The sequence below is a fragment of the Chryseobacterium sp. PvR013 genome, from assembly GCF_017833095.1.
In the GTDB taxonomy this organism is placed as follows: Bacteria; Bacteroidota; Bacteroidia; order Flavobacteriales; family Weeksellaceae; genus Chryseobacterium; species Chryseobacterium culicis_A.
On record NZ_JAFIBT010000001.1, the window covers coordinates 3,243,556 to 3,269,406 of the forward strand.

At 35.9% G+C, this 25,851-nt stretch carries 40 protein-coding genes; 3 read left to right on the plus strand and 37 right to left on the minus strand.

Translation table 11 applies throughout. From position 1 onward, the window contains the following. Positions 1-267: 267 nt before the first annotated feature. Positions 268-432, plus strand: coding sequence for a hypothetical protein (locus JOE44_RS14730; RefSeq protein ID WP_156121335.1), 165 nt, complete (start codon positions 268-270; stop codon positions 430-432). A 116-nt stretch (positions 433-548) separates the two neighbouring features. Here JOE44_RS14730 and JOE44_RS14735 read toward each other — a convergent pair whose 3' ends face one another. The 8 genes from JOE44_RS14735 to JOE44_RS14770 all read right to left on the minus strand — a co-directional run bounded on the left by JOE44_RS14735 (position 549) and on the right by JOE44_RS14770 (position 8,687). Further along, positions 549-1,835, minus strand: a complete 1,287-nt coding sequence (locus JOE44_RS14735; protein ID WP_209786157.1) for a citrate synthase — start codon at positions 1,833-1,835, stop codon at positions 549-551. Between the two features lie 88 nt (positions 1,836-1,923). Continuing rightward, on the minus strand, positions 1,924-3,216 hold the full coding sequence (gene eno, locus JOE44_RS14740) for a phosphopyruvate hydratase (RefSeq protein ID WP_105683346.1): 1,293 nt from the start codon (positions 3,214-3,216) through the stop codon (positions 1,924-1,926). A gap of 207 nt (positions 3,217-3,423) precedes the next feature. After that, positions 3,424-3,753 carry a hypothetical protein gene (locus tag JOE44_RS14745; RefSeq protein WP_209786158.1) on the minus strand — a complete coding sequence of 110 codons (330 nt, stop codon included), beginning with the start codon at positions 3,751-3,753 and terminating at the stop codon, positions 3,424-3,426. Positions 3,754-3,823: 70 nt separating this feature from the next. Beyond that, a complete protein-coding gene (locus tag JOE44_RS14750; protein WP_209786159.1) occupies positions 3,824-4,612 on the minus strand; it encodes a histidine kinase in 789 nt (262 codons plus the stop codon). Then, entirely contained in the window at positions 4,609-5,244 is a 636-nt protein-coding gene (locus JOE44_RS14755; protein WP_209786160.1) for a hypothetical protein, read from the minus strand. Before JOE44_RS14755 ends, JOE44_RS14750 begins: the two co-directional genes overlap by 4 nt. A 2-nt stretch (positions 5,245-5,246) precedes the next feature. Continuing rightward, complete coding sequence (locus JOE44_RS14760; protein WP_209786161.1) at positions 5,247-6,035, minus strand: hypothetical protein; 789 nt, start codon at positions 6,033-6,035, stop codon at positions 5,247-5,249. Between the two features lie 6 nt (positions 6,036-6,041). Beyond that, a complete protein-coding gene (locus JOE44_RS14765) occupies positions 6,042-6,674 on the minus strand; it encodes a response regulator transcription factor (RefSeq protein WP_209786162.1) in 633 nt (210 codons plus the stop codon). Between the two features lie 216 nt (positions 6,675-6,890). Beyond that, positions 6,891-8,687: a beta-galactosidase family protein gene (locus JOE44_RS14770; RefSeq protein ID WP_348635058.1), complete on the minus strand. Its 1,797-nt coding sequence runs from the start codon at positions 8,685-8,687 to the stop codon at positions 6,891-6,893. 123 nt (positions 8,688-8,810) lie between these two features. Between JOE44_RS14770 and JOE44_RS14775 the strand changes: the two genes are divergently transcribed. Then, a complete protein-coding gene (locus JOE44_RS14775; RefSeq protein WP_209786164.1) occupies positions 8,811-9,245 on the plus strand; it encodes a hypothetical protein in 435 nt (144 codons plus the stop codon). Positions 9,246-9,322: 77 nt separating this feature from the next. Here the strand turns inward: JOE44_RS14775 and rplQ are convergent, their stop codons facing one another. From rplQ to JOE44_RS14920, 29 genes are all read right to left on the minus strand, one after another. Beyond that, entirely contained in the window at positions 9,323-9,844 is a 522-nt protein-coding gene (rplQ, locus tag JOE44_RS14780; RefSeq protein ID WP_047422412.1) for a 50S ribosomal protein L17, read from the minus strand. Positions 9,845-9,850: 6 nt separating this feature from the next. Next, positions 9,851-10,846, minus strand: coding sequence for a DNA-directed RNA polymerase subunit alpha (locus tag JOE44_RS14785; RefSeq protein WP_089734595.1), 996 nt, complete (start codon positions 10,844-10,846; stop codon positions 9,851-9,853). A gap of 33 nt (positions 10,847-10,879) precedes the next feature. After that, positions 10,880-11,488, minus strand: coding sequence for a 30S ribosomal protein S4 (gene rpsD, locus JOE44_RS14790; protein WP_047096812.1), 609 nt, complete (start codon positions 11,486-11,488; stop codon positions 10,880-10,882). Between the two features lie 19 nt (positions 11,489-11,507). After that, positions 11,508-11,897 (minus strand): 30S ribosomal protein S11, encoded by a 390-nt coding sequence (gene rpsK / locus JOE44_RS14795; RefSeq protein WP_034694697.1) that lies wholly within the window; start codon positions 11,895-11,897, stop codon positions 11,508-11,510. A gap of 12 nt (positions 11,898-11,909) precedes the next feature. Then, the gene (rpsM, locus tag JOE44_RS14800) at positions 11,910-12,287 is read right to left on the minus strand and encodes a 30S ribosomal protein S13 (RefSeq protein ID WP_034694696.1); all 378 of its coding nucleotides are present in this window, start codon (positions 12,285-12,287) and stop codon (positions 11,910-11,912) included. A 7-nt stretch (positions 12,288-12,294) separates the two neighbouring features. Continuing rightward, complete coding sequence (rpmJ, locus tag JOE44_RS14805; RefSeq protein ID WP_007839480.1) at positions 12,295-12,411, minus strand: 50S ribosomal protein L36; 117 nt, start codon at positions 12,409-12,411, stop codon at positions 12,295-12,297. 63 nt (positions 12,412-12,474) lie between these two features. Further along, positions 12,475-12,690 carry a translation initiation factor IF-1 gene (gene infA, locus JOE44_RS14810; protein ID WP_034684855.1) on the minus strand — a complete coding sequence of 72 codons (216 nt, stop codon included), beginning with the start codon at positions 12,688-12,690 and terminating at the stop codon, positions 12,475-12,477. 3 nt (positions 12,691-12,693) lie between these two features. Further along, positions 12,694-14,073, minus strand: coding sequence for a preprotein translocase subunit SecY (secY, locus tag JOE44_RS14815; RefSeq protein WP_105683339.1), 1,380 nt, complete (start codon positions 14,071-14,073; stop codon positions 12,694-12,696). Between the two features lie 9 nt (positions 14,074-14,082). Beyond that, entirely contained in the window at positions 14,083-14,532 is a 450-nt protein-coding gene (gene rplO / locus JOE44_RS14820; protein ID WP_089734597.1) for a 50S ribosomal protein L15, read from the minus strand. Positions 14,533-14,553: 21 nt separating this feature from the next. Then, positions 14,554-14,730: a 50S ribosomal protein L30 gene (gene rpmD, locus JOE44_RS14825; RefSeq protein WP_027371710.1), complete on the minus strand. Its 177-nt coding sequence runs from the start codon at positions 14,728-14,730 to the stop codon at positions 14,554-14,556. Between the two features lie 10 nt (positions 14,731-14,740). Continuing rightward, positions 14,741-15,262, minus strand: coding sequence for a 30S ribosomal protein S5 (gene rpsE, locus JOE44_RS14830; protein WP_045491132.1), 522 nt, complete (start codon positions 15,260-15,262; stop codon positions 14,741-14,743). Positions 15,263-15,281: 19 nt separating this feature from the next. Continuing rightward, positions 15,282-15,635: a 50S ribosomal protein L18 gene (gene rplR, locus JOE44_RS14835; protein WP_034694689.1), complete on the minus strand. Its 354-nt coding sequence runs from the start codon at positions 15,633-15,635 to the stop codon at positions 15,282-15,284. Between the two features lie 15 nt (positions 15,636-15,650). Then, complete coding sequence (gene rplF, locus JOE44_RS14840) at positions 15,651-16,196, minus strand: 50S ribosomal protein L6 (protein WP_105683337.1); 546 nt, start codon at positions 16,194-16,196, stop codon at positions 15,651-15,653. 17 nt (positions 16,197-16,213) lie between these two features. Then, positions 16,214-16,612, minus strand: coding sequence for a 30S ribosomal protein S8 (gene rpsH / locus JOE44_RS14845; protein ID WP_047376575.1), 399 nt, complete (start codon positions 16,610-16,612; stop codon positions 16,214-16,216). 145 nt (positions 16,613-16,757) lie between these two features. Further along, a complete protein-coding gene (gene rpsN / locus JOE44_RS14850) occupies positions 16,758-17,027 on the minus strand; it encodes a 30S ribosomal protein S14 (protein WP_002983233.1) in 270 nt (89 codons plus the stop codon). A gap of 3 nt (positions 17,028-17,030) precedes the next feature. Continuing rightward, positions 17,031-17,582 (minus strand): 50S ribosomal protein L5, encoded by a 552-nt coding sequence (rplE, locus tag JOE44_RS14855; protein WP_105683336.1) that lies wholly within the window; start codon positions 17,580-17,582, stop codon positions 17,031-17,033. Between the two features lie 11 nt (positions 17,583-17,593). After that, a complete protein-coding gene (gene rplX, locus JOE44_RS14860; RefSeq protein ID WP_105683335.1) occupies positions 17,594-17,920 on the minus strand; it encodes a 50S ribosomal protein L24 in 327 nt (108 codons plus the stop codon). Between the two features lie 21 nt (positions 17,921-17,941). Continuing rightward, the gene (gene rplN / locus JOE44_RS14865; protein WP_002983226.1) at positions 17,942-18,310 is read right to left on the minus strand and encodes a 50S ribosomal protein L14; all 369 of its coding nucleotides are present in this window, start codon (positions 18,308-18,310) and stop codon (positions 17,942-17,944) included. A 2-nt stretch (positions 18,311-18,312) separates the two neighbouring features. Next, positions 18,313-18,567 carry a 30S ribosomal protein S17 gene (gene rpsQ / locus JOE44_RS14870; RefSeq protein WP_027371715.1) on the minus strand — a complete coding sequence of 85 codons (255 nt, stop codon included), beginning with the start codon at positions 18,565-18,567 and terminating at the stop codon, positions 18,313-18,315. Positions 18,568-18,579: 12 nt separating this feature from the next. Next, the gene (rpmC, locus tag JOE44_RS14875) at positions 18,580-18,765 is read right to left on the minus strand and encodes a 50S ribosomal protein L29 (protein WP_034694678.1); all 186 of its coding nucleotides are present in this window, start codon (positions 18,763-18,765) and stop codon (positions 18,580-18,582) included. A 12-nt stretch (positions 18,766-18,777) separates the two neighbouring features. Continuing rightward, complete coding sequence (gene rplP, locus JOE44_RS14880) at positions 18,778-19,203, minus strand: 50S ribosomal protein L16 (protein ID WP_029297776.1); 426 nt, start codon at positions 19,201-19,203, stop codon at positions 18,778-18,780. Between the two features lie 98 nt (positions 19,204-19,301). Then, positions 19,302-20,051 (minus strand): 30S ribosomal protein S3, encoded by a 750-nt coding sequence (gene rpsC, locus JOE44_RS14885; RefSeq protein WP_034694675.1) that lies wholly within the window; start codon positions 20,049-20,051, stop codon positions 19,302-19,304. Between the two features lie 7 nt (positions 20,052-20,058). Continuing rightward, a complete protein-coding gene (gene rplV, locus JOE44_RS14890) occupies positions 20,059-20,457 on the minus strand; it encodes a 50S ribosomal protein L22 (RefSeq protein WP_047096818.1) in 399 nt (132 codons plus the stop codon). 2 nt (positions 20,458-20,459) lie between these two features. Next, positions 20,460-20,738, minus strand: coding sequence for a 30S ribosomal protein S19 (rpsS, locus tag JOE44_RS14895; protein ID WP_034702850.1), 279 nt, complete (start codon positions 20,736-20,738; stop codon positions 20,460-20,462). Between the two features lie 2 nt (positions 20,739-20,740). Next, positions 20,741-21,562, minus strand: coding sequence for a 50S ribosomal protein L2 (gene rplB / locus JOE44_RS14900; RefSeq protein WP_105683334.1), 822 nt, complete (start codon positions 21,560-21,562; stop codon positions 20,741-20,743). Between the two features lie 22 nt (positions 21,563-21,584). After that, positions 21,585-21,875: a 50S ribosomal protein L23 gene (gene rplW / locus JOE44_RS14905; protein ID WP_105683333.1), complete on the minus strand. Its 291-nt coding sequence runs from the start codon at positions 21,873-21,875 to the stop codon at positions 21,585-21,587. Positions 21,876-21,878: 3 nt separating this feature from the next. After that, positions 21,879-22,508, minus strand: a complete 630-nt coding sequence (gene rplD / locus JOE44_RS14910; RefSeq protein ID WP_105683332.1) for a 50S ribosomal protein L4 — start codon at positions 22,506-22,508, stop codon at positions 21,879-21,881. Further along, positions 22,499-23,122 (minus strand): 50S ribosomal protein L3, encoded by a 624-nt coding sequence (gene rplC / locus JOE44_RS14915; protein WP_105683331.1) that lies wholly within the window; start codon positions 23,120-23,122, stop codon positions 22,499-22,501. The genes rplD and rplC overlap by 10 nt, the downstream gene beginning before the upstream one ends. A 249-nt stretch (positions 23,123-23,371) precedes the next feature. Further along, positions 23,372-24,136 carry a DeoR/GlpR family DNA-binding transcription regulator gene (locus JOE44_RS14920; protein ID WP_209789207.1) on the minus strand — a complete coding sequence of 255 codons (765 nt, stop codon included), beginning with the start codon at positions 24,134-24,136 and terminating at the stop codon, positions 23,372-23,374. A 116-nt stretch (positions 24,137-24,252) separates the two neighbouring features. Between JOE44_RS14920 and JOE44_RS14925 the strand changes: the two genes are divergently transcribed. Continuing rightward, positions 24,253-25,851 (plus strand): glycerol-3-phosphate dehydrogenase/oxidase, encoded by a 1,599-nt coding sequence (locus tag JOE44_RS14925; RefSeq protein ID WP_209786165.1) that lies wholly within the window; start codon positions 24,253-24,255, stop codon positions 25,849-25,851.

Below are 25,851 nucleotides of genomic sequence, written 5' to 3' on the forward strand. Positions count from 1 at the left end.
TATAAGTAAAGGTCTCTATCTGTAAAACTTTTGCATTATTTTATGTATTAAATTTGGCTTACAAAACCAGCACCCTTCCACAAAATTTCCTTGTCTGTTCCGTCAACTGCAGTGAATAGTTCCAAAAACATCTACAACTTGCTATTTTCCATCTACATAAGAAGCAAAAAACAGATATTTATATTATTTAATTTCCTATATTAGTGATATAATTTTCGCGAAATTATAAACAGTAAAACGTAACTATTAACACCAAAAATCAAAGTCATGAACAAGAACAATCCAGTGCTGAAAAATGCACAAAAATTAGGAAGAGATCAACAAAAATCGGTAATGGGAGGTGCTCCAATCTCAACAGGCAGAAGATGCTGCGAATGGGATGATGCAGGAAACTGCTATATCTGGACATGTGACAGATGCCAATGCCCATAATAAAAAACGAAAGCCTGCTTGAAAAAGCAGGCTTTCTTATTCGGTTTAGTTATATAAATTATAAACAAAGAATCCCAAAGCTTGCTTTGGGGTTCTTTTTATGGTATAAGCAAATATTATCTGCTTGCAATATCGATGTAGTTTCTTTCCTGAGCACCTTGGTAAACCTGTCTTGGTCTTCCGATCGGGTCTCCTTTCAGTCTCATTTCTTTCCATTGAGAAATCCATCCCGGAAGTCTTCCTAATGCAAACATTACAGTAAACATTTCTGTAGGAATTCCTAACGCTCTGTAGATGATTCCTGAATAGAAATCTACGTTTGGATATAGCTTTCTTTCTACGAAGTATTCGTCTTCAAGCGCTACTCTTTCTAACTGCATAGCAATGTCAAGAGCTTTATCCTGGATTCCTAATGCGGTAAGGATATCATCAGCAGCTTTCTTGATAATTTTCGCTCTTGGGTCGAAGTTTTTGTAAACTCTGTGTCCGAATCCCATTAGACGGAAGTTATCACTCTTATCTTTCGCTTTAGCAACATATTTAGATACGTCACCTCCATCTTTTTCGATCAATTCAAGCATTTCGATTACTGCCTGGTTAGCTCCACCGTGAAGTGGTCCCCAAAGTGCAGAAACCCCTGCAGAGATAGAAGCGAAAAGACCTGTGTGAGCAGAACCTACCATTCTTACTGTAGAAGTAGAACAGTTTTGTTCGTGGTCTGCGTGAAGAATTAATAATTTATCTAAAGCACCTACAACTACCGGATCGATTTCGAAATCAGCATTTGGTAATCTGAATGCCATTTTGTAGAAGTTCTCTACGTAGTTTAGGTTGTTATCCCCGTGGTTTAATGGTAAACCTTGAGTTTTTCTGTAAGTCCAAGCACAAAGGTGAGAGAACTTAGCGATCATCAGCTCTGCAGCGTGATCCATTTCTTCTTTAGAGTTTACGTTAACTGCCTTTGGGTTGAAAGCGGTCAATGCAGAAGTCATAGAAGATAAAACTCCCATAGGGTGAGCAGAACGAGGAAAAACATCAATGATCTTTTTCATTTCGTCTGCGATGAAGTTATATTTTTTAATGTTGTTGTCGAATGAAGCAAACTGATCCTGAGTAGGTAATTCTCCATGTAATAAAAGATACATTACTTCAGTGAAGTTAGATTTTTCAGCAATCTGCTCGATTGGATAACCTCTGTAGAATAATTCTCCTTTATCTCCGTCTAAGTAAGTGATGTCGCTAATAGTAGCTCCTGTATTTTTGTAACCTAAATCCAGAGTGATCAAACCTGTCTGGTCTCTTAATTTTGAAATATCAATCCCTCTGTCTCCGATAGTACTATCCACGATAGGATATTCATATGAATTACCGTCGTAATTCAATATTACTTTGTTGTCTGACATTATTTATTTATTTTTTTTAAATATACCACTTTCCATAAAATACGGCAAACTAAAAATTTCGCTTGCCGTTATTTATAAATTCGATTAATTATCTTTTGATTTTAAATGCTTCCAATCCTGGGAAAATTGCAGTTTCACCTAAAGCTTCTTCAATTCTCAATAACTGGTTGTATTTTGCCATTCTGTCTGATCTTGAAGCAGAACCTGTTTTGATCTGTCCACAGTTCATTGCTACAGCTAAATCAGCGATTGTAGAATCTTCAGTTTCTCCTGATCTGTGAGACATTACTGAAGTGAACTTGTTGTTCTGAGCCATTTGTACAGCAGCCATTGTTTCAGAAAGAGAACCGATCTGGTTTACTTTTACAAGGATTGAGTTGGCAATATTTTCTTTTACTCCTCTGGATAGTCTTTCTACGTTGGTTACGAATAAGTCATCTCCTACCAGCTGTACTCTGTCACCGATTTTATCAGTTAACATTTTCCAACCTTCCCAGTCGTTTTCCTGCATACCATCTTCGATAGAAATGATTGGATATTTTGCAGCCAGTTCCGCTAAGTAAGAAACCTGCTCGCTGCTTGAAAACTGAGCCGCATCCGGAGTCTGGAATTTTCTGTAATCATAAATTCCGTCCTTGTAGAATTCAGAAGCTGCACAGTCTAGTGCCAACATAATGTCGTCACCTGGCTTATAACCTGCTTTTTCAATAGCTTGAAGTAAAGTATCCAAAGCATCTTCAGTTCCTTTGAAAGTAGGTGCAAAACCACCTTCGTCACCTACTGCAGTAGATAATCCTCTTGAATGAAGAATAGATTTAAGATTGTGGAAAATTTCAGTTCCTTTTCTCAATGCGTGAGAGAAAGAATCTGCTTTTACCGGCATGATCATGAATTCCTGGAATGCGATAGGAGCATCTGAGTGAGATCCACCATTGATTACATTCATCATTGGAACAGGAAGTGTATTGGCATTTACTCCTCCAACATATTTATAAAGAGGCATTCCCAATTCTGCAGCGGCAGCTCTGGCTACAGCCAAAGAAACCCCAAGAATAGCATTGGCACCAAGATTTCCTTTGTTAGGCGTTCCGTCAAGATCAATCATAATCTGATCGATATAGTTTTGTTCAAAAACCGGCTGGCCCACTAAATTCTCTGCAATTACTTCTTTAACATTTTCAACAGCTTTCAGAACTCCTTTCCCCTGATATTCTGAACCACCGTCACGTAATTCTACCGCCTCGTGTTCTCCTGTAGACGCTCCTGAAGGTACAGCTGCACGGCCCATTGCCCCGCTTTCTGTAAATACATCTACTTCAATGGTAGGATTTCCTCTGGAATCTAAAATCTGTCTTGCTTCTATGTAAGAAATTGCACTCATTTTTTATTTTTTTTAGTTTAGACAAATTTAATCAAAATTTAACTTTTAGGGGTATTTCACGGGATTTTTTTGAAATAAATCGAAGTTAAATTTTAGTTAATTTATATTATGATAATTCCACATTTTCTGGATCTTAAAAATAGAGGAACACTAAAAAAACTCACCTTAAAAAGTGAGCTTCTTTATACAATTATGATAAGCTATTTATTATTTTCTGGGTGAAGGAGAGAGAAGGCCAGCCAGAGCACCTATTGCTCCTGATGAAATGGTGGCAAAGATGGTGACCAGCTGATTATCTTTGGCGGATCCGTCATTCCAGTAAGCAATGAGAATAAGTCCTGCAATAATAGCAATGACTGCCAGCCCAAGCATCAGTACAATAATCCTGTAGATCCAATAGTCTGTATCTTTAGGATTTCTTATTTCTACATTTTTAATCGCTTCTATAGGATTTGTTTTGAACTTCTGCTGAAGATCACTGTTGTTTTTTAAAGCAGCTTCTAAATCTCCAATACTGTCGTTAATAAGAGTTTTCATGGCTTTTAATTTTATATATCAAATTTCCCTCTAAAAAATGTACCTTCAAGTACACAAAAGGGTAATTTATTTATACTATTATTTTAAAAACCAGATAAGTTCCTGAGTTGTCAGAAATGATATTGCATTCGCCAGACAATTCACTCATTCTTCTTTTCATATTCCGGAGACCATTTCCTTCTTTCTGATCCTGTGAAATCCCGGTTCCGTTATCAGAAATTTTCATTGAAAAGGTATTTTCTTCCTGCAAAAATGAAAGTTTCAAAGTACTTGCATGACTGTGTTTATAGACATTATTAACGGCTTCTTTTAAACAGAGAAAAAGATTACGCCTCATTTCAGTGGAAAGGGATGTTTCTGCAATGATATTTTCATATTCCGAGTACACCACGATTTTTGTTTTCTTTAGAAAATTTCCGGTATAAAGAACAGCATAATCAACAAAGCTTCCTAATGTGTCATTTCCTGAGTTCAGGCTCCAGAGCATTTCCCGCATGGAGATATTCATTTCTTCAGAGGTCTTCAGAAGTTCATCGATATCGTTTTGCAGATCATCGTCTTCTGCTTTCTGTTTTAGAAATTCCGCCTGAAGTTTCAATGCAGAAATTCCGGCTCCGAGATCATCGTGCATATCGTGGGAGATACGTTCCCGCTCCTGTTCCAATATTTTTTGTTTTTCCAGTTCTTTCTGGAGAAGCTGGTTTTGGTGTTCGGATTCTTTAAGTTGCTGCTGTTGAATAAAAAAAAGCTGTCTTTTATTATACAGAACAACTATTAAAACAATAAAGATGACAAAAGTTATTAACAAAATAACTGCCATAATATAAGCCAATCTTATTGTATCCGGTAATTGCTTCATATTGTGTTCTTATTTTCAGATTTTCTCAAAGCAATATAGAACATTCCATACATGATGATATTAACACAATACTGCATAACCTTTAAAATTTGCAGAAGACCTGGATCATTGTCCTGAAGAAAAAACATGGGAATAGACCTGAAAATAAAGAAAATACTCCAAAAAAGCAATCCACAGGAAACCCAGAAATGCGGATCATCCAGAATTTTTATTTCTTCAAAGGTTTTTAACCTGATATAAAACCAAACCAGCACATTAATGATAAAATAAAAACATACTAATATTCCTAATCTATTTTCATAATTATCACTATAAAACTTTACAAACAGAATAATATAGGCAAGTATGGCCATCAGAAAATACCGGAAAAATACGCTGAGTTTCTTAGGAAAAATTTTAGCATAGTAGATGCCAAAAAATATAATCAAAAAAATGCTGTAATAATTAAACAGATAAGCGAAGTCAAATTCTTTATTAAATATTTTATAATGCCCATACAGCTCCAGACAAAGTGACAAAAACAAAAATATCACAAAATAGTTTTGGCTGGAAATACCTTTCTTTCCAGCTAAAACTATAGACTTTACAGTAGCTGCCAAGAGTACCGCAATGTATATTATTTGAATTACCATTTTTATGGATATAATGAACCCATATCGTAATATCCTTCGTCTGTACTAAAAACAAGTGTCATTTGTTTTTCGTGTGTTTCAAAGTGCTTTTTATATTGATCTTCCCGAAATCTATCTCCAAGATTATTTTCAAGAATCACTTTCTTTACATCACTGATCTCGCAAAGATTAATGATAAATGTATCACTACCATCTTTTGACAAGGTATCTATCAGATCAACGATATGGTAACTGATATAAAAGGTATTGTTTCGTCCTAGATAATCAGTCAACACCCGATGCCCATCCTCAAGATAAAAATCATTAAGCTCTTTTAAATTCTGATTGGAGATTTTCAGCTCTTTAAGTGTAAGATCCTGATTGGAATTAATGATGAGATAATTGTTTTCATCAATAGTATTTTTACCTTGTGTTTGTAAAGAGGCCACCATATAGATCACTTTGTTCTCAGAATACGGTGTGAGTCTTACCCTGGAATCCTGAGGATCTATCTGTACAAAAGTAAATGTTAAATACGTCGCCTTAATCTCATTCATAATCTCGCACACATCTTTCAGGAGTGAATGTTTTACAGCATAAATACCACCAAGATTAAAATTTATATCATGAGTTTGCATAAATGGTAAAACTCCCTTTTTAGCACTATCCATAAAACTTTCTGCCAGAATGCGGCTAATGGGCAGCATTTCTACGCCTTCAACTAACTGATCAAGTTTATTACCGATAGGGCCTTCTCTGTAAGACAATTTATCCTCAAGAACTTCCTGACTTGTTGCATTTAAATTTTCCATAATTTCTTAGTTTTTTGATTGATTAAATTTATTAACGGCCTCCACTTTATTGTTTACGTGAAGTTTTCTGTAAATATTTCCTACGTGTTTTTTTACGGTATCAATACTGATGAATTTCTGATCTGCAATCTCTTTGTAGAGCAGTCCTTGTGAAAGAAGTTCAAGAATTTCTTTTTCGCGTTCCGTAAGTTCATCAAAGCCTTTTATTTCCGGAAGTTTTTTTTCGAAATGCATCAATACCCTTCTGGCAATAGAAAAACTCATAGGTGCCCCTCCATGATACACATCCCGTATAGACGAAAGAATCTTATCCATGCTTTCTCCTTTTACCAAATATCCCATTGCGCCGGCTTTTAAAGAATTAAAGATTTTTTCATCATCATCAAAACTGGTACACATGATAAACTGTGTATTGGGCATTTCTTTTCGGAGTTTTTCTATGATTTCGATTCCGAGCATATCCTGTAGCTGGATATCCATCATCACGACATCAGGAGAAATATCAGGGAGGTTCATCATAGCATCATTCCCATCAAAGAACTGAGCAATTACCTTCATATCCTTCTGATAATCGATGACCTTCTTCAACGCATTGTTGTAGTTTTTTTCGTCTTCTACTATGGCTATGGAAATGCTCATGACTTTGTTTGTTTGAAGCAAATTTCAACAGAAAACAATTTGAAATCAATTACACCTTTGTGTAATATTAGTGTTTGAGTTTGCCGTGATGGTTTCAGTCTTTTAGTTTTATTAAATTTAATCAATTTTCCACTTAGAAACAATATAAACCTAATTATTTCACAATAAATTAAAACAAAAACAATGAAATATTAATGCATATCATAAAATCAATCGTTATTTCACAAGTTGATCAAGAATAGGATGATCAATACTGCTTATAGTAGGATGAAACTCAATCTGTTCAAAGATTTGAATGAGGTTTTTACCTTTTTTCAGCCATACTCCAGGAATGTAAAGTGTTTGTTGGGGCCCTGCAGTACTCCAGTATCTTCCTGCATTTTTTCCGTTGATGAAAACAATGCCCTTTCCAAAATTTCTCATATCAAGAAAAGTATCTCCCGTTTCATCAAGGGTAAATTCAGCTTCCTGAATTACAGGTGAATGGTCTGCAATATCCTTATTTTTAAAATGATGTTTAGGAAAAGTATCAAATGGTAAAGGAAGCATTTCCCAGTTTCCAACCATCTCAATCCCGTTCATTTTCACAGGGCTTATAATTCCTTTTAGATTATGAACAATCTCTGCTCCGTAATTAATCCTACCCATATTTTCCACCAGAATTTCCAGTCGGTCTCCTGATTTTATTTCAAGATCTAGATCATACTTTTTATGTATCCTGTTCATTTCTCCTTTCCATTTTCCATTGATGTAGATATTCGCATAATCCCGCAACCCTTTTATCTCTAGTTTTCCTTTCTGATCTTTATCAAACTTTCTTCTGTAGAGCATATATCCGTTTCCAAGATTCAGATCTTCAAATGTGAGCGGCTTGTCACTTATAACGGGTTTCTGATGATCGGTAAGATCAAAAAGACAGTTTACTTTTGAAAATTCAATTGCTGGAATCGTAATAACTTTGACTGGCTTTGGAACGTCAGGAAGTTTATCCTTGTTTATTTTTTGAAAAATTTCTCTCAAAGCATTGTATTTAGAGGTAGCCCATCCTGCTTCACTTATGGGAGCATCATAATCATAGCTGGTAAGATCCGGCTGGATGTCATGATCCTTATCGTAATTGGCACCGCTCGTAAACCCAAAGTTGGTTCCCCCATGAATCATATAATAATTAAAAGAAATACCATTTTCTATATACAGCTTTGTTTGCTTTACGACTTCTTCTGTTGAAACCTTAACAAAAGGTTCTGCCCAATGATCCAGCCAACCCGGATAATATTCTGCTACCATGTAGGGACCTTTCCCTCCATTATATTCATTGATACTTTTCTTTAAAACATCAATATCACTCTCTCCATTTGCTGTGGGTAAAGCACCTTCAATAGAACCTCCTTTAAAAAGTGAACTCCCGTCTGAAGTAAATAACGGCACTGAAATTCCGTTTTTCAATAGCATTTCTTTGATCTTATGGCTGTATTTCCTGTGCTCTTCAAGAGGAATATCTTTTCTCTGAGCTGCATATGATCCAAATTCATTTTCTGCCTGCACCATAATCACAGTGCCTCCATTATTAATCTGCAGCGGTACAATCTGTTTTGCCAACTGATGGATGTATTTATTACATTCTTCTAAAAAGGATTTATTATCTCTTCTTATTTCAAGGTCTTTATTCTTTTGCAGCCACCATGGATATCCGCCAAATTCCCACTCTGCACAAACATAAGGTCCCGGGCGGATGATAACATATAAACCTACTTCCTGAGCTGTTTTTATAAACTTCTGCAAGTTTTTCTCGCCTGAAAAATTCCACTTCCCCGGGGCTTCTTCATGATAATTCCAAAAAACATAAGTGGTCACTGTATTCAAACCCATGGCTTTCATCATCTGCATACGATGCTTCCAGTATTCTGACGGAACTCTTGGATAATGCATTTCTCCGGAATAAATCGTGAAAGGTTTTCCATTTAAGAAGAAATGTCCATCTTTGATTTCAAAATTTCTCTTTTGTGAAAACATAGTATTCAAGGAGAAAAATAAAAGAAATATGCATAAATAACGGTTAAAATTTCTCATATTGTAAGGCATGATTTTTGTAAAATTAAAGTATAAAAATCATATTGAATATCAAATAATATAATCATGAAAAAAAGTCTTTTAGCATTAGGTGCTGTACTTGCATTGGCTGTAGTGAGCTGTAAAAAAAGTGAAAGCGGAAACAAAAGCATTATCAAAACAGACAGTTCAGAAACTGTAATTACAGATAGCAACGGAAAAATAGATTCTGTGACTCAAAGTTCATCAACAGTAGATGTAAATGGTAAAAAAATTGAAAAAACAGATTTTGTTTATAAAGCTACAGATGGTACTCTGGTAAAGGTTGTTTTCAAAAACGATCCGAAAGAAAGTACAGTAGCTATTACCAGCAATAAGAAAACATTTACGCTGCCAAAAACAGAAACAAAGGGTGATGAAACAATTTACAAGAAAGATGATATGACTGCACACGTAAAAGGAGACAGCCTTCACCTTGAACAGGGTAATAATATTATTGAGTTGAAAAGAACGAAAATCTAATAAGATCTTGTTCTTTGATTATAAAACAAAAAAACCATCCGGATTCCGGATGGTTTTTATTTATATCTGAATGAATATTATTCTTCAGTTTTTTCTTCAGTAGTATCAGCTTTAGCTTCTTCTACTTTCTCTTCTACTGCAGGAGCTTCAGCAACTACTGCTTCAGCTTTTTTAGGTGCAGCAGTTGATCTTCTGCTTCTTCTTGTAGCTTTTTTCTCTTCAGCATTAGGGTTGTAAAGCTCGTTGAAATCTACTAATTCGATAAGAGCCATATCAGCAGCATCACCTGGTCTGAAACCTGTCTTAATGATTCTTGTATAACCACCGTTTCTTTCAGCGATTTTAGGAGCTACAGTTCTGAATAATTCAGCAACCGCAAATTTATTTTGAAGGTAAGAGAATACTACTCTTCTGTTATGTGTAGTATCTTCTTTTGCTTTTGTTAATAGAGGCTCAACATATACTCTTAAAGCTTTAGCTTTAGCTACAGTAGTGTTGATTCTTTTATGCTCAATTAGAGAACAAGCCATATTAGAAAGTAAAGCACTTCTGTGAGAAGCTGTTCTTCCTAAGTGATTGAATTTTTTACCGTGTCTCATTATTAATTATTTATCAGCGTCTAACTTATATTTTGCAACGTCGAAACCGAAGTTAAGACCTTTTGAATGCACTAATTCTTCTAGTTCTGTCAAAGATTTTTTACCAAAATTTCTGAATTTCATCAAATCAGACTTACTGTAAGAAACCAATTCTCCAAGAGTTTCTACTTCAGCTGCTTTCAGACAGTTAAGGGCTCTTACAGAAAGATCCATATCTGCTAATTTAGACTTAAGAAGTTGTCTTGTGTGAAGAGTTTCTTCATCGTACTGGATAGATGCTTTTACAGCTTCTGTTTCAAGCGTGATTCTCTCATCAGAGAATAACATGAAGTGATAAATTAATATCTTAGAAGCTTCAGTTAAAGCATTCTGAGGGCTGATAGACCCGTCAGTTTCTATATCTAATACAAGTTTTTCGTAGTCTGTTTTTTGCTCTACACGATAATTTTCAATGCTGTATTGTACTTTCTTGATCGGCGTGAAAATAGAGTCAATAGCAATAGTTCCTACAGGAGCATTGTTTGACTTATTTTGTTCTGAAGGAACATATCCTCTACCTTTTTCAATATTGAAAGTAATTTCGAAAGTTACATCAGTATTTAGGTTACAAATCATTAAATCCGGGTTTAATACCTCGAATCCGTTGATCGATTTTCCTAAATCACCAGCAGTAATGATCGTTTGACCTGAAACTTTAGCAACAACCTGCTCGTTAGCCTGGCCTTCTGCTGAAGCTTTTAATCTTACCTGCTTAAGGTTAAGAATAATTTCGGTAACGTCTTCGATTACTCCTGGAATAGTTGAAAATTCGTGCTCTACACCTTCTATTTTGATAGATGAAATAGCGTATCCTTCCAGAGAAGAAAGCAACACTCTTCTCAAAGCATTACCGATTGTAAGCCCGAAACCTGGTTCTAAAGGTCTGAATTCAAATTGACCTTTAAATTCATCAGAGTTAAGTAAAATTACTTTATCGGGTTTTATGAATTGTAAAATTGCCATATTATTGGGTTGAGCAAAAATTTGATTAAAAAATTATTTAGAGTAAAGTTCGACGATAAGGTTCTCCTTAATGTCCTCCGGAATTTGGATTCTTTCTGGAGCAGAAATGAAGGTACCTTCTTTCTTCTCATCGTTGAATTGTAACCACTCATAGTTTGACTTAGAAGCCAATGCATTGGTAACAACTTCAAGAGACTTAGACTTTTCTCTTACAGTGATTACATCACCAGCTTTTACCAAGTAAGAAGGGATATTAAGAATTTCTCCGTTCACAGTGATGTGTCTGTGAGAAACTAATTGTCTTGCACCAGATCTAGTTTTAGCAAACCCTAATCTGTATACAACGTTATCCAATCTTGATTCACAAAGTTGTAATAGAACTTCACCTGTTACTCCTTTGCTTCTGTGTGCTTTTTCAAATAAGTTAGCAAACTGTCTTTCTAAGATACCGTAAGTATATTTAGCTTTTTGTTTTTCAGCCAACTGAACTGCGTATTCTGATTTTTTAGCACCTCTTCTTTTGTTAGGACCGTGTTGTCCTGGCGGTTGGTTTTTTCTTTTTTCGAAGTTTTTATCATCTCCGTAGATTGCAGCACCAAACTTTCTAGCAATCTTAGTTTTAGGTCCAATATATCTTGCCATAATGGGTAAATTCTAAAAATTAAACTCTTCTTCTTTTTGGTGGTCTACATCCGTTGTGTGGCATAGGAGTCACGTCAACGATTTCTGAAACTTCAATCCCTGAATTGTGGATAGATCTGATAGCAGATTCTCTACCTGCACCTGGACCTTTCACAAACACCTTTACTCTTCTTAAACCAGCTTCGTGAGCTACAGCAGAGCAATTTTCAGCTGCCATCTGAGCAGCAAATGGAGTATTCTTTTTAGAACCTCTGAAACCCATTTTACCGGCAGAAGCCCAAGAGATAACCTCTCCGTTTTTATTTGTTAAAGAAATGATGATGTTATTGAAAGAAGCCTGAATATGCGCTTCACCAATAGCTTCAACTTTTACTTTTCTCTTCTTAACTACTTTAGTTTGTTTTGCCATAATTCCTAACGATTATTTACTAGCTTTTTTCTTGTTAGCAACAGTTTTTCTCTTTCCTTTTCGGGTTCTAGAGTTGTTTTTCGTTCTCTGGCCTCTTAAAGGTAATCCAAGTCTGTGACGTATTCCTCGTTGGCATCCTATGTCCATCAATCTCTTGATGTTCAATTGCACTTCAGATCTTAATTCTCCTTCAACTTTTACGTTTTCTAAGATATAAGTTCTGATTGCAGCCAATTCATCGTCATTCCATTCGTTGACTTTTTTGTCTTCGCTGATACCGGCAGCTTTAAGGATTTCAGAAGAAGTACTTCTTCCAACTCCGTAGATGTAAGTTAAACCGATAACTCCTCTTTTGTTTTTTGGTAAATCAATACCTGCAATTCTCGCCATAATTTAATTAACCTTGTCTTTGTTTAAATTTTGGGTTCTTCTTGTTGATTACGAACAGTACACCTTTTCTGCGTACGATTTTGCAATCAGCGCTTCTTTTTTTAATTGATGCTCTTACTTTCATTTTGATAGTATTTATTTTTTACAAATGCCAAATGGAATGAGAATTCCATTTGGCTAAATGTTTTTAATATCTAAATGTGATCCTCCCTTTCGTTAAATCATAGGGAGACATTTCTAGTTTTACCTTATCACCAGGTAAAAGTTTAATATAATGCATTCTCATTTTACCAGAAATATGAGCAATAAGAATATGCCCATTTTCAAGTTCTACACGGAACTGAGCGTTCGAAAGTGCTTCCGTTATAACGCCGTCTTGTTCAATATGTTTTTGTTTTGCCATAAATTAATATCCAGTCGTTCTAGACAGTTTAGACTGCATTAAACCATCATAATGATGATTCAGCAGATAAGTATTAATCTGTTGAACTGTATCTAAAATTACACCTACCATAATTAATAGGGACGTTCCCCCGAAAAATAGGGCAAACGCATCTGTCTGAACAAAGCTTCCATGCACAATTGCTGGAAGGACTGCAAAGATAGATAAAAAAATTGCACCTGGCAAGGTAATTTTTGATAAAATATCATCTAAGTAATCTGCTGTCTCTTTACCGGGTCTTACTTTCGGTACTAAACCTCCATTTCTCTTCAAATCATCAGCCATCTGGTTTACCGGAATTGTAATTGCAGTATAGAAAAACGAGAAGATAATAATTAATAGCGCAAACAATACATTGTACTGCCAGCTAAAAACATTCTTGAAACCTGCAAGAAAAGTGTTAGACTCATCGAATTTTGTTAATAATCCTGGTACGAACATCAATGCCTGAGCAAAGATAATCGGCATTACACCAGCAGCATTTACTTTCAATGGAATCCATTGTCTTGCTCCCTGCATAAGATTTTTGTTTACACCTCCTCTTGCTTGAGCTCTGCTTACATACTGAATTGGAATTTTTCTAACAGCAACCGATAAGATTACTGCGAGAAGAACTACCACCATCCAGAATAATACTTCAATAAGGATCATGATAGATCCCATTCCTCCTTTACCGTTCTGCACGGCCATCTCCTGTACGAATGCCTCAGGTAATCTTGAAAGGATTCCCACCATAATAAGGATAGAAATACCATTTCCGATACCTTTATCGGTAATCTTTTCACCTAGCCACATTGCAAATACTGAACCGGCAACCAAAATAACGATACTTGGCAACCAGAACATGATTGAATTTGGCTCTACATAGTATGCAGACTGGAACTGAGCATATGGTAAGAATAATTGAGTAATAGAAGTTAAGTAAGAAGGTGCCTGTACCAGACAAACTCCAATCGTTAACCATCTTGTAATTTGGTTCAATGTATTTCTACCTGACTCTCCATCTTTCTGAAGCTTCTGAAGATAAGGAATAGCCATCCCCATCAACTGAACAATAATAGAAGCAGAAATATAAGGCATGATCCCTAACGCCATTACGGAAGCGTGGCTGAAAGCTCCCCCCGTAAACGACGAAAGCAAGCCAAGGAGACCTGCTCCTTGCTTGTTACCGCCTTGATTTTTATAATGCTCTAAGAGATCTCCCACCTCTGCAAGGTTAATTGCAGGAAGTGAGATATAAGATGCGAATCTATACACAAGGATAATACCTAAAGTGAAGAGAATTTTATCTCTCAATTCTTTAAGACTCCAAATATTTTTAAGTGTTTGTATAAATTCTTTCATTAGTAAGTATTATAAGGTAATTGCTTTTCCACCTGCCTTAGCAATAAGCTCTTCAGCAGATTTCGTGAATTTATCAGCAGAGATTGAAACCGCAGATTTCAATTCTCCTCTACCCATAATTTTCACTAATTCGTTTTTAGAAACGATCCCGTTTGCTACTAAAACTTCTTTCGTGATCTCTCCAGTGATGGATTTGTTCTCGATTAAAGTTTGGATAGTATCAAGGTTAACACCTCTAAACTCTTTTCTGTTTACGTTTTTGAATCCGAATTTAGGTAATCTTCTTTGTAAAGGCATCTGTCCACCTTCGAAACCGATCTTCTGAGAATAACCAGCTCTAGCTTTCTGACCTTTGTGTCCTTTTGTTGAAGTACCTCCTTTTCCTGTACCTTGACCTCTACCAATTCTTTTTGAGTTGAAAGTAGATCCTGCAGCAGGTTGTATGTTATTTAAATTCATTTTAATTTCTCTTTTATAAAATTATTTTTGAACTTCTAGTAAGTGACCTACAGCAGCTATCATTCCTAAGATAGAAGGAGTAGCTTCGTGCTCTACAACTTGGTGAAGTTTTTTTAATCCTAATGCTTCAAGCGTTCTCTTTTGGGTTTTTGTTCTACCAATAGCGCTTCTTACTTGCTTTACTTTAATTGTTGCCATTGTTTTATTATTAACCGTTAAACACTTTACTTAGAGAAACTCCTCTCATTCTAGCGATCTCTTCTGGTCTTCTGATATCCAATAACGCTTTGAAAGTAGCTTTCACCACGTTGTGAGGGTTAGAAGATCCTTTAGATTTTGAAAGGATATCGTGAATACCAGCTGATTCCAATACCGCTCTTACCGCACCACCGGCGATAAGTCCTGTACCGTGAGAAGCAGGTCTTAAGAAGATATCTGCACCACCGTATCTAGCAGTAGTTTGGTGAGGAATAGTATGGTTCATTACAGGAACTTTCACAAGGTTTTTCTTAGCGTCTTCAACTGCTTTAGCAATTGCAGAAGCAACCTCTTTAGATTTTCCTAAACCGAAACCGATAATACCTTCTTCATTTCCTACTACAACAATAGCAGAAAATCCGAAAGCTCTACCCCCTTTAGTTACTTTTGTTACTCTGTTAACAGCTACGAGACGATCTTTTAATTCTAATCCTCCCGGTTTTACTCTTTCTATATTATCTAGTCCTAACATATTTTCCGAAATTTAATGATTAGAATTTAAGTCCTCCTTCTCTCGCACCATCAGCTAGAGCTTTTACTCTACCGTGATATACGAAACCGTTTCTGTCAAATACAATACTTTCGATTCCTGCAGCGATAGCTTTAGCAGCGATAGCTTTACCAACAGCAGCAGAAACTTCAGTCTTAGTACCTTTAGCGTCTACACCTTTCTCTCTAGAAGAAGCTGATGCTAAAGTTTTACCATTTTTATCGTCGATTAACTGAGCGTAAATTTCCTTATTACTTTTGTATACAGATAATCTTGGCAATTCAGAAGATCCAGAGATTTTCCCTCTTACTCTTCTTTTGATTCTTATTCTTTTTTCTAATTTACTTAATGCCATAATACTTATAATTTATTAAGCAGATTTACCAGCTTTACGTCTAACAATTTCTCCTACGAATCTTACACCTTTTCCTTTGTATGGTTCAGGCTTTCTGAAAGAACGGATCTTTGCAGCTACCATTCCTAGAAGTTGGTTGTCGTGAGACGTTAAAGTAATAATTGGGTTTTTACCTTTTTCAGTCAATGTATCAACTTTTACTTCACTTGGAAGTTCTAATACGATACCGTGAGAGAATCCTAAAGCTAACTCAAGTTTTTGACCTGCGTGTGAAGCTCTATATCCTACCCCTACTAGTTCTAGTTTCTTTTCGAAACCTGTATTTACACCAACAATCATGTTGTTGATTAACGCTCTGTATAAACCGTGAAGCGCTTTGTGTTGTTTAGTATCAGATGGTCTGTTTACATTCAGTTCGCCATCTTTTTGTTCTACAGTAATTCCTGCTGTAAGCTCTTGAGAAAGTTCTCCTTTAGCTCCTTTTACAGTTACTACACCGTTGTTTTCAGTGATTGTAACTCCTGCTGGAATTGTTATAATTGCTTTACCAATTCTTGACATTTTCCTCTGATTAAAAATTAATAAACATAGCAGATTACTTCACCGCCTACTTTCTCTTCTCTAGCTTTCTTGTCAGTCATTACTCCTTTAGAAGTAGAGATGATAGAAATACCCAAACCGTTTAGTACTCTTGGAAGTTCAGTAGAACCTTTGTACTGTCTCAAACCTGGTCTAGAAGCTCTTTGAATAGACTTAATAGCAGGTTTGTTAGTTTGCTTATCGTACTTTAAAGCGATTTTGATCACTCCTTGAACAGCGTTATCTTCAAACTTGAAGTTTAAGATATACCCTTGATCAAATAGGATCTTAGTAATCTCCTTTTTGATTTTCGATGCAGGAATTTCCACCACTTTGTGGCCTGCGCTTTGTGCGTTCCTTACTCTAGTTAGGAAATCTGAAATTGGATCTGTTACCATTTTTCTTTTATAAATTATTGGTTAAAGAACAATCAGTATTGAAAAGACTTGAAGAGAAAAATATCAGACTTCAGAAAACTTCGGTCTGATATTTATTCTTTAGTATCTTGACAACTTAATTGTCCCGATTTTTAATTAGTAATTATTACCAACTAGCTTTTCTTACACCTGGGATAAGACCGTTGTTTGCCATTTCTCTGAAAGTTACTCTGGAAATACCAAACGTTCTCATGTATCCTCTTGGTCTACCTGTTAGTTTACATCTGTTGTGTAATCTTACAGGAGAAGCATTTTTAGGTAATTTTTGAAGTCCTTCGTAATCACCAGCTTCTTTAAGAGCTTGTCTTTTAGCAGCGTATTTAGCAACTAGTGCTTCTCTTTTGCGCTCACGCGCTTTCATTGATTCTTTAGCCATTTCTTAGTTCTTTTTAAATGGTAAACCGAAGTGAGTTAGTAATGCTTTAGCTTCTTTATCTGTTTTCGCAGTAGTAACGAAAGTGATGTCCATCCCTTGGATTTTTTTCACTTTGTCAATCACGATTTCAGGGAAGATAATCTGCTCAGTAATACCTAAGTTGTAGTTACCTCTACCATCAAAACCGTCAGCTTTGATTCCAGAGAAATCTCTGATACGAGGTAAAGCAGAAGCAGTAAGTCTGTCTAAGAACTCATACATTCTGTGAGCTCTCAACGTTACTTTTGCACCTACAGGCATACCTTTTCTAAGTTTGAATGCAGCCTCATCTTTCTTAGAGATTGTTCCTACTGCTTTCTGACCTGTAATGTTTGTCAATTCTTCTACAGCATAATCAATAATTTTCTTATCTGCAGTAGCATCTCCTAAACCTTGTGATACAACGATTTTCTCTAATCTAGGTACTTGCATGATTGACTTGTACCCAAATTCTTCCATCATTGCAGGAACAATTTGCTCTTTGTATATTTTTTTGGGTCTTGCTATAAATTCCATGTTAATTCAAATTATAAAGTTTCACCCGTTGCTTTGTTAACTCTCACTTTCTTATCTCCTTCGATTTTGTAACCGATTTTGATAGCTTTTCCGTCTTTACCAACTAAAGCTACGTTTGAGATATGAATAGAAGCTTCCTTTTCAGTAATTCCTCCTTGAGGATTTGAAGCTGAAGGCTTAACGTGTTTTTTAACGATGTTAAGTCCTGCAACGATTACTCTAGGGTCTTTTCCTTCTTTCTTGATCACTTCAATAACTTCACCAGTCTTACCTTTGATATCTTTCTTACCAGTAGTAATGATTACGTTATCTCCTCTTTTTATTTTTAACTTTGACATTTCTTTAAAAAATTTTAAAAATTAAAGTACTTCAGGAGCTAATGAAATGATTTTCATATATTCTTTGTCTCTCAACTCACGAGCAACTGGTCCGAAAACACGCGTTCCTCTCATTTCTCCCGCTGCGTTTAGTAATACACAAGCATTGTCGTCGAATTTGATGTATGAACCATCTTTTCTTCTTACTGCTTTTTTAGTTCTTACTACTACAGCTTTAGATACCTGACCTTTTTTAGCGTTTCCTGATGGTGTAGAATCCTTGATAGTAACAACGATTTTATCACCAACTGAAGCATATCTTCTTCTGGTTCCTCCCAGAACTCTAATAACTAGTACTTCTTTAGCACCTGTGTTATCAGCAACTTTTAATCTTGATTCTGTTTGTAACATTATTACTTAGCTTTTTCAATGATTCTTACTAATCTCCATCTCTTGCTCTTGCTCAAAGGTCTAGTTTCTTGGATAAGAACTGTATCACCTTCTGTGCATTCGTTGTTCTCGTCGTGTGCAGTATATTTTTTCGTTTTCAAAACGAATTTACCGTACATCGGGTGCTTTACTCTTGTAGTTTCACTAACAACAATAGTTTTTTCCATTTTATTGCTGGAAACCACTCCGATTCTTTCTTTTCTTAAATTTCTATCCATTGTAAAATGAAATTATTGTTTGTTAGTTAACTCAGTGTTTAGTCTTGCGATTGTTTTTCTCAAATCTCTGATTTGAATCGGGTTTTCAATTGGGCTGATTGCATGAGCTAATTTCAATTTAGAATATTGAGCTTTTGCTTCAGTTAATTGAGCTTGAATATCACCCGCGCTTAAATTTTTAATATCAGCATTTTTCATTGTATTCAAAGATTATAGAGGTTTAACAAAATCGTTAGCAACGATGAATTTAGTAACTACTGGTAATTTTTGTGCAGCAAGTCTTAAAGCTTCCTTAGCGATATCGTAAGGTACTCCTCCGATTTCGAACATAATTTTACCTGGTTTTACTACAGCTACCCAATATTCAACAGCACCCTTACCTTTACCCATACGTACTTCCGCTGGTTTTTTAGTAATTGGCTTATCTGGGAAGATTTTGATCCATAGTTGACCTTCTCTCTTCATGTATCTTGTTGCAGCGATACGAGCTGCTTCAATTTGTCTCGCAGTGATCCAAGCTCCTTCCGTTGCTTTGATCCCAAAAGTTCCGTAAGCAAGTTGACTACCTCTTTGGGCATTCCCCTTCATCTTCATCTTGTGAACTCTACGGAATTTGGTTCTTTTTGGTTGTAACATAATTTCTAAATTTTAGATTTTAGATTTTAGATTTTAGATTTTTTTTAATTTTAAAAAAGTAACGGTAATTTAAAATTCAAAATTTCTAATCTAAAATTTTAATTATTATTGTTATTGTTGTTGTTTTTTCTAGGTCTTCTGTTGTCTCTGTCTCCTCCTCTGTTTCCTCTGTCTGACTGACCTCCTTTTTTCTGTTGTCCCACTAGTGGAGAAAGTTCTCTTTTACCGTAAACTTCACCTTTCATGATCCAAACTTTTACTCCTAATCTACCGTAAGTAGTGTGAGCTTCTGCCCAGTGGTAATCGATATCAGCTCTGAAAGTTGACAATGGAATTCTTCCTTCTTTGAAAGATTCTGATCTTGCCATTTCAGCTCCGTTCAATCTACCAGAGATTTGAACTTTGATACCTTCAGCACCCATTCTCATAGTACTTGCCATTGCCATTTTAACAGCTCTTCTGTAAGAAATTCTGTTTTCAATTTGCTTAGAAATACTATCAGCAACTAGTACAGCATCTAATTCAGGTCTTTTGATTTCGAAAATATTGATTTGAATATCCTTACCTGTAAGTTTCTTCAATTCTTCTTTCAATTTATCAACTTCCTGACCTCCTTTACCGATGATAAGTCCCGGTCTAGCAGTAGTGATTGTAACTGTTACTAATTTAAGTGTTCTTTCAATATAGATTTTTGAAATACCACCTTTAGATAATCTAGCCTCAAGGTATCTTCTGATTTTGTAGTCTTCAGCGATTCTGTCTCCATAATCGTTTCCACCAAACCAGTTAGAATCCCATCCTCTGATGATACCTAATCTATTACCAATTGGATTTGTCTTCTGTCCCATACCTTGATTAATTTTCTTTATTACCTAAGATTAATGTAACGTGGTTAGATCTTTTTCTGATTCTATACCCTCTACCTTGTGGAGCTGGTCTTAGTCTCTTCAATTGTCTTGCGCTATCCACGAAGATTTCTTTAACGATAAGGTTAGCTTCTTCAATATCCGCACCTTCGTTTTTAGTCTGCCAGTTTGCCATAGCAGAAAGAAGTAATTTTTCTAACTTGTTAGAAGCATCCTTCTTAGAATATTTTAGGATATAAAGAGCTTTATCTACCTGCTCTCCTCTAATGATATCAGCAACTAATCTCATTTTTCTTGGAGAAGACGGGCAATTATTTAATGAAGCTTTTACAACGTCTTTGTTAGCTTCTTTTCTTGCGATTGAACTATCTTGTTTTCTTGATCCCATGATTATCTGCTTCCTTTATTTTTGTTACCACCATGACCTCTGAAAGATCTTGTTGGAGAAAATTCGCCTAACTTGTGACCAACCATGTTTTCTGTAACATAAACAGGGATAAAAGATTTCCCGTTGTGTACAGCAATAGTTTGTCCTACGAAGTCCGGAGAGATCATCGATGCTCTAGACCAAGTTTTAATAACTGTCTTCTTACCAGACTCTATGTTTGTCTGAACCTTCTTATCTAAAGTATGATGAATGAATGGTCCTTTTTTAAGTGATCTTGCCATAATTATTTACGTTTAGATATGATATGACGGTTAGACGCTTTATTTTTCTTTCTGGTTTTGTAACCTTTAGCAGGCATACCATTTCTAGATCTTGGGTGACCTCCTGAAGAACGCCCTTCACCACCTCCCATTGGGTGATCTACTGGGTTCATTACAACCGCTCTTGTTCTTGGTCTTCTACCTAACCATCTGCTTCTACCAGCCTTACCTGATACAGTTAACTGGTGGTCAGAGTTAGAAACAGATCCAATCATTGCCATACATTCAGTAAGGATCATTCTAGATTCTCCTGAAGGTAACTTGATGATTGCATATTTTCCGTCTCTTGAAGTTAATTGAGCTGAAGAACCAGCACTTCTTGCTAAAATAGCACCTTGGCCAGGCTTCATTTCAACACAAGAAATCACAGTACCTAATGGAATGTTTTTCAACTTCATTGCGTTCCCTACATTTGGTTCTACGCTTTCACCAGAAATTACTTTCTGATCAACTTTGATACCGTTTGGAGCGATGATATATCTCTTCTCTCCATCAGCATACTCTAGTAAAGCGATAAATGCAGTTCTGTTTGGATCATACTCTACAGTTTTTACAGTTGCTTCAACGTTTGCTTTGTTTCTTTTGAAGTCAATAATTCTGTATTTCTTTTTGTGTCCACCTCCGGTGTAACGCATGGTCATTTTACCAGTTTGGTTACGTCCACCTGACTTACTAATACCAACTGTTAGAGATTTCTCTGGTTTGTTGGTAGTAATTTCTTCAAAATTGTTAACAATTCTGAATCTCTGTCCCGGGGTGATAGGTTTTAATTTTCTAACAGACATTACTATTATATATAATTAATAATTAATTTACAGCAAAAATATCGATAACCTCACCTTCAGCAAGTTTGATTACCGCTTTTTTCAATTTGTTTGTCTTTCCTACTTGAAGACCTTTTTTAGTGTATTTTGAAGAAACCTTCGGAGCATAAATCATTGTGTTAACGTCTGCTACTTTTACACCGTAAGCTGCTTCAACAGCCTTTTTAATCTGGATCTTATTCGACTTAGGGTTAACTAAGAAAGAATAAGTACCTCTTAAATCTGTAAGGTAGTTAGCCTTTTCTGAAATAACTGGTTTAATAATAACTGACATGACTTATTTCTTTAAATTTTCCTGGAATTTTTCAACTGCACCTTCGAAGAAAATGATCTCACCAGCATTTACTAAATCGTAAGAACTGATTTCGTTGAAGTTCATTACTTTAGTTTTAGGTAAGTTTCTTGAAGATAAATACACATTCTTGTTAGCTTCAGGAAGAACGAATAAAGATTTTTTACCGTTAAGTTCCAATGCATTTAATACATTGATGAAATCTTTAGTCTTAGGAGCATCAAAGCTCACATCTTCTAAAACTTTAATGCTGTTGTCTCTCATTTTCTGAGATAAAACAGATTTCTTAGCCAATCTCTTAAGAGCTTTGTTCAATTTGAATCTGTAGTCTCTTGGTTTTGGTCCGAATACTCTACCTCCACCTCTGAAAGTTGGAGATTTGATATCACCATATCTAGCAGATCCTGATCCTTTTTGCTTCTTAAGCTTTTTAGTAGAAGCAGTAATTTCGCTTCTTTCTTTTGCTTTATGAGTTCCTTGTCTTTGTGCAGCAAGGTACTGTTTAACTTCTAAGTAAACCGCGTGCTGATTTGGCTCAATTCCGAATACTGTTTCGTCTAGAGTTACTTTTCTTCCGGTCTCTTTTCCTGATGTATTTAATACTACTAGTTCCATTTTCTGATAATTACATAAGAATTTTTAGCTCCCGGAACAGCACCTTTTACTACTAAAAGATTTTGTTCTTGATCAACTTTTAACACTTGAAGGTTTTGAACAGTTACCTGCTCACCTCCCATTCTTCCAGCCATTCTCATCCCTTTGAATACTCTTGAAGGGTCTGAACCAGCACCGATAGAACCTGGAGCTCTAAGTCTGTTGTGCTGACCATGAGTTGCCTGCATTACACCTCCAAATCCGTGTCTTTTAACAACACCCTGGAAGCCTTTACCTTTTGAAGTTCCTGTTACGTCAACATATTCACCTTCGATGAATAAATCAACTTTTACTTCTTCTCCTACTTTCACATCAGCGAATCCATTGTGGAATTCTACTAATTTAGCTTTAGGAGCAGAACCAGCCTTTTTAAAATGGCCAGCTAACGCTTTACCAACGTTCTTCTCACTCTTGTCATCGAAACCTAACTGCACAGCTGTATAACCGTCGTTTTCTAAGGTTCTGACCTGTAAAACCGAGCATGGACCTGCTTGAATAACTGTACAAGGAATGTTTTTTCCTTCTTCGTTAAACAAAGATGTCATACCGATTTTTTTACCAATAATACCTGACATTGTTTATATTATAATAAAATTTATCCTTTATTTATCCCCATTTTTCGGAAGTCTGAAGTAATTTCTACTTTTGATATAGGCATACTACGCCCCTAAAATGAGTGTGCAAATGTATGAATAATTTTGTAACTGACAAATATTTTGACTAAAATATTTTGATTTTTAATCAATTAGATGATTTTAAAAAAATTCAGAACAAATTTCTCCAAGATTTATTTTGATTTTTAAAAAGAAATTAAGATGAAGACGTTACCGGGCAATCACTTTCACTCCTGCTTCTTCCAGTTTAACCCTGTCTTCAGCACAGATACCATCATCGGTAATCAAATAATCCACCTGATCCAAATCCGCAATCTTTCCAAATCCTTTTTTATTCAATTTTGAGGAATCCGCGAGAATAACCGTCTGATCCGCACATTCCATCATAATCTGATTCAAATGAGCTTCTGCAGCATTGGAAGTACTGATTCCAAATTCAGGATCAATCCCGTCCACTCCCATAAAAAGTTTATTACATGAAAACTGTTTGAGGATTCCTTCGGAAATAGATCCTACTATAGAAGTAGAGCTCTTTCGTACTTCTCCTCCTAATTGTATAATATTAATATTAGGATTATTACAAAGTTCAATGGCTACCCGTAAAGAAGATGTCAATACAGTAAGCGGCCCAAAGTTCATCAACATCCTGGCAAGATAATGCATGGTTGTTCCGGATGCCAGAATAATACAGTCGTTTTCCTGAATCAATGACAGTGCAGCTTTTGCAATAACCTGCTTGGCCTCCACATTGATATTTTCTTTTTCCCCAACATTTTTTTCATAAGCATATCTTACCTGCTTACTCGCTCCTCCATGATTTCTGAAAAGAAGCCCCAGACTTTCGAGATAGTTCAAATCCTTTCGGATCGTAACTGAAGATACATTGAGCTTTTCACACAGATCCTGCACAAGTACATGCCCTTTCTCATCCAGCTCTTTAAGTATTTGATCCTGCCTTGGTAATAGCTTTTCCATTTTATTCGTTTCATCAAAAATACCGTTTTTTTTCGACATCTTAAAATTTCATTTATTTTCTTTTTGCTTTCATTTTTAATTTATATATTTGAAAACGAAACATAAACGAAACATTTATGAAACGAAACGAAGAACTTAGTAAGTTAACCCATGTAAAAGAATGGGACTTTATTGTCATAGGAGGAGGAGCCAGTGGTTTAGGTTCAGCATTAGATGCTGTAAGCAGAGGATTCAAAACATTATTGCTTGAATCTCATGACTTTGCAAAAGCAACATCCAGCAGAAGTACCAAATTGGTACACGGTGGAGTTAGATATCTTGCCCAGGGAGATGTCGGATTGGTAAAAGAAGCATTGAAAGAAAGAGGACTCTTAGCAAAAAATGCAGCACATATCGTAAAAAATCAGTCTTTTATTATTCCCAACTATACATGGTGGGGAGGAATCTATTATAAGATAGGATTATCAATTTATGATTTTCTTGCCGGAAAACTGAGTTTAGGTAAAACAAAATACATCAGCAAATCAAAAACCGTTGAAAAGCTTCCTACTATTGAACAAAACCATTTGATGAGTGGGGTTGTTTACCAGGACGGACAATTTGACGATGCCAGACTTGCGATTAACCTTACCCAAACCATCATTGAAAAAGGCGGAAGTGCCGTTAATTATGTAAAAGTAGTTAATCTTCTGAAAGATGCTTCTGATAAAGTCATCGGTGTGGTTGCAGAAGATCAGTTTTCCAAAGAGCAATATCAGATTCATGGTAAAGTAGTCATCAATGCTACAGGGGTATTTACCAATGATATTCTTAATATGAATAATCCTAAACATGGTAAACTGGTAGTACCAAGCCAGGGAATTCACCTTGTACTAGATAAATCCTTCCTGAAAAGTGATGATGCCATCATGATTCCGAAGACATCAGACGGCAGGGTTTTATTTGTTGTTCCATGGCATGACAGAGCGTTGGTAGGAACTACAGATACGCTTTTAAAAGATGAAAGTTTTGAACCGCGTGCCCTGGAAGAAGAAATCAACTTTGTTTTAAATACCGCAAGACAATATCTGGCTAAAAAACCAACGCGTGAAGATGTAAAATCTGTTTTCGCAGGTCTTCGTCCGCTTGCTGCTCCTAAAGACGGAAGCAAAAGCACAAAAGAAGTTTCCCGAAGCCATAAGGTTATTGCATCTGACACCGGATTAATTTCCATCATTGGTGGAAAATGGACTACTTACCGTAAAATGGCCGAAGATACCATTGATAAAGCAATGGAAGTTCACAAGCTTGGTAATAGTACTTCTAAAACAGAACACATGTCTATTCATGGAAATGTAAAACCAGAACAGGTAGACCGAACGAACCATCTCTATGTTTACGGATCTGATATTCCTGCTATCAAAGCATTACAGGAAAGCAATTCGCGTTATGCTCAAAAGATCCACCCTGATCATCCTTTTACTGTAGCAGAAGTGGTATGGGCCGTAAGAGCTGAAATGGCAGAAACCATCGAAGATATTCTGGCAAGAAGAGTCCGTTTACTGTTCCTGGATGCAAGAGCAGCAATAGACAGTGCTCATAATGTAGCAAGAATCATTGCTGAAGAAAAAGGATATTCTGAAGAATGGGCTCAGCAGCAGGAAAATGAATTCATTGAATTAGCAAAAGGGTATTTATTAACTCCTTACTCACCTAAAGTTATCAACCTAAATTAG

Coding starts and splice junctions, on each gene's coding strand:
- JOE44_RS14730 (WP_156121335.1), top strand. CDS start 268: ATGAACAAGAACAATCCAGTGCTGAAAAATGCACAAAAATTAGGAAGA.
- JOE44_RS14735 (WP_209786157.1), bottom strand. CDS start 1,835: ATGTCAGACAACAAAGTAATATTGAATTACGACGGTAATTCATATGAA.
- eno (WP_105683346.1), bottom strand. CDS start 3,216: ATGAGTGCAATTTCTTACATAGAAGCAAGACAGATTTTAGATTCCAGA.
- JOE44_RS14745 (WP_209786158.1), bottom strand. CDS start 3,753: ATGAAAACTCTTATTAACGACAGTATTGGAGATTTAGAAGCTGCTTTA.
- JOE44_RS14750 (WP_209786159.1), bottom strand. CDS start 4,612: ATGAAGCAATTACCGGATACAATAAGATTGGCTTATATTATGGCAGTT.
- JOE44_RS14755 (WP_209786160.1), bottom strand. CDS start 5,244: ATGGTAATTCAAATAATATACATTGCGGTACTCTTGGCAGCTACTGTA.
- JOE44_RS14760 (WP_209786161.1), bottom strand. CDS start 6,035: ATGGAAAATTTAAATGCAACAAGTCAGGAAGTTCTTGAGGATAAATTG.
- JOE44_RS14765 (WP_209786162.1), bottom strand. CDS start 6,674: ATGAGCATTTCCATAGCCATAGTAGAAGACGAAAAAAACTACAACAAT.
- JOE44_RS14770 (WP_348635058.1), bottom strand. CDS start 8,687: ATGTTTTCACAAAAGAGAAATTTTGAAATCAAAGATGGACATTTCTTC.
- JOE44_RS14775 (WP_209786164.1), top strand. CDS start 8,811: ATGAAAAAAAGTCTTTTAGCATTAGGTGCTGTACTTGCATTGGCTGTA.
- rplQ (WP_047422412.1), bottom strand. CDS start 9,844: ATGAGACACGGTAAAAAATTCAATCACTTAGGAAGAACAGCTTCTCAC.
- JOE44_RS14785 (WP_089734595.1), bottom strand. CDS start 10,846: ATGGCAATTTTACAATTCATAAAACCCGATAAAGTAATTTTACTTAAC.
- rpsD (WP_047096812.1), bottom strand. CDS start 11,488: ATGGCAAGATATATTGGACCTAAAACTAAGATTGCTAGAAAGTTTGGT.
- rpsK (WP_034694697.1), bottom strand. CDS start 11,897: ATGGCAAAACAAACTAAAGTAGTTAAGAAGAGAAAAGTAAAAGTTGAA.
- rpsM (WP_034694696.1), bottom strand. CDS start 12,287: ATGGCGAGAATTGCAGGTATTGATTTACCAAAAAACAAAAGAGGAGTT.
- rpmJ (WP_007839480.1), bottom strand. CDS start 12,411: ATGAAAGTAAGAGCATCAATTAAAAAAAGAAGCGCTGATTGCAAAATC.
- infA (WP_034684855.1), bottom strand. CDS start 12,690: ATGGCAAAACAAAAACATATTGAACAAGACGGCGTTATAACGGAAGCA.
- secY (WP_105683339.1), bottom strand. CDS start 14,073: ATGAAAGAATTTATACAAACACTTAAAAATATTTGGAGTCTTAAAGAA.
- rplO (WP_089734597.1), bottom strand. CDS start 14,532: ATGAATTTAAATAACATACAACCTGCTGCAGGATCTACTTTCAACTCA.
- rpmD (WP_027371710.1), bottom strand. CDS start 14,730: ATGGCAACAATTAAAGTAAAGCAAGTAAGAAGCGCTATTGGTAGAACA.
- rpsE (WP_045491132.1), bottom strand. CDS start 15,262: ATGTTAGGACTAGATAATATAGAAAGAGTAAAACCGGGAGGATTAGAA.
- rplR (WP_034694689.1), bottom strand. CDS start 15,635: ATGGCATTAAGTAAATTAGAAAAAAGAATAAGAATCAAAAGAAGAGTA.
- rplF (WP_105683337.1), bottom strand. CDS start 16,196: ATGTCAAGAATTGGTAAAGCAATTATAACAATTCCAGCAGGAGTTACA.
- rpsH (WP_047376575.1), bottom strand. CDS start 16,612: ATGGTAACAGATCCAATTTCAGATTTCCTAACTAGAGTAAGGAACGCA.
- rpsN (WP_002983233.1), bottom strand. CDS start 17,027: ATGGCTAAAGAATCAATGAAAGCGCGTGAGCGCAAAAGAGAAGCACTA.
- rplE (WP_105683336.1), bottom strand. CDS start 17,582: ATGGAATTTATAGCAAGACCCAAAAAAATATACAAAGAGCAAATTGTT.
- rplX (WP_105683335.1), bottom strand. CDS start 17,920: ATGTCAAAGTTAAAAATAAAAAGAGGAGATAACGTAATCATTACTACT.
- rplN (WP_002983226.1), bottom strand. CDS start 18,310: ATGTTACAAACAGAATCAAGATTAAAAGTTGCTGATAACACAGGTGCT.
- rpsQ (WP_027371715.1), bottom strand. CDS start 18,567: ATGGATAGAAATTTAAGAAAAGAAAGAATCGGAGTGGTTTCCAGCAAT.
- rpmC (WP_034694678.1), bottom strand. CDS start 18,765: ATGAAAAATGCTGATATTAAAAATTTAAGCGCGGGTGATATTCAAGCT.
- rplP (WP_029297776.1), bottom strand. CDS start 19,203: ATGTTACAACCAAAAAGAACCAAATTCCGTAGAGTTCACAAGATGAAG.
- rpsC (WP_034694675.1), bottom strand. CDS start 20,051: ATGGGACAGAAGACAAATCCAATTGGTAATAGATTAGGTATCATCAGA.
- rplV (WP_047096818.1), bottom strand. CDS start 20,457: ATGGGATCAAGAAAACAAGATAGTTCAATCGCAAGAAAAGAAGCTAAC.
- rpsS (WP_034702850.1), bottom strand. CDS start 20,738: ATGGCAAGATCACTTAAAAAAGGACCATTCATTCATCATACTTTAGAT.
- rplB (WP_105683334.1), bottom strand. CDS start 21,562: ATGTCTGTTAGAAAATTAAAACCTATCACCCCGGGACAGAGATTCAGA.
- rplW (WP_105683333.1), bottom strand. CDS start 21,875: ATGTCAGTTATTATTAAACCAGTTATTTCAGAAAAGGCTAACTACCTT.
- rplD (WP_105683332.1), bottom strand. CDS start 22,508: ATGGAACTAGTAGTATTAAATACATCAGGAAAAGAGACCGGAAGAAAA.
- rplC (WP_105683331.1), bottom strand. CDS start 23,122: ATGTCAGGTATTATTGGTAAAAAAATCGGTATGACATCTTTGTTTAAC.
- JOE44_RS14920 (WP_209789207.1), bottom strand. CDS start 24,136: ATGGAAAAGCTATTACCAAGGCAGGATCAAATACTTAAAGAGCTGGAT.
- JOE44_RS14925 (WP_209786165.1), top strand. CDS start 24,253: ATGAAACGAAACGAAGAACTTAGTAAGTTAACCCATGTAAAAGAATGG.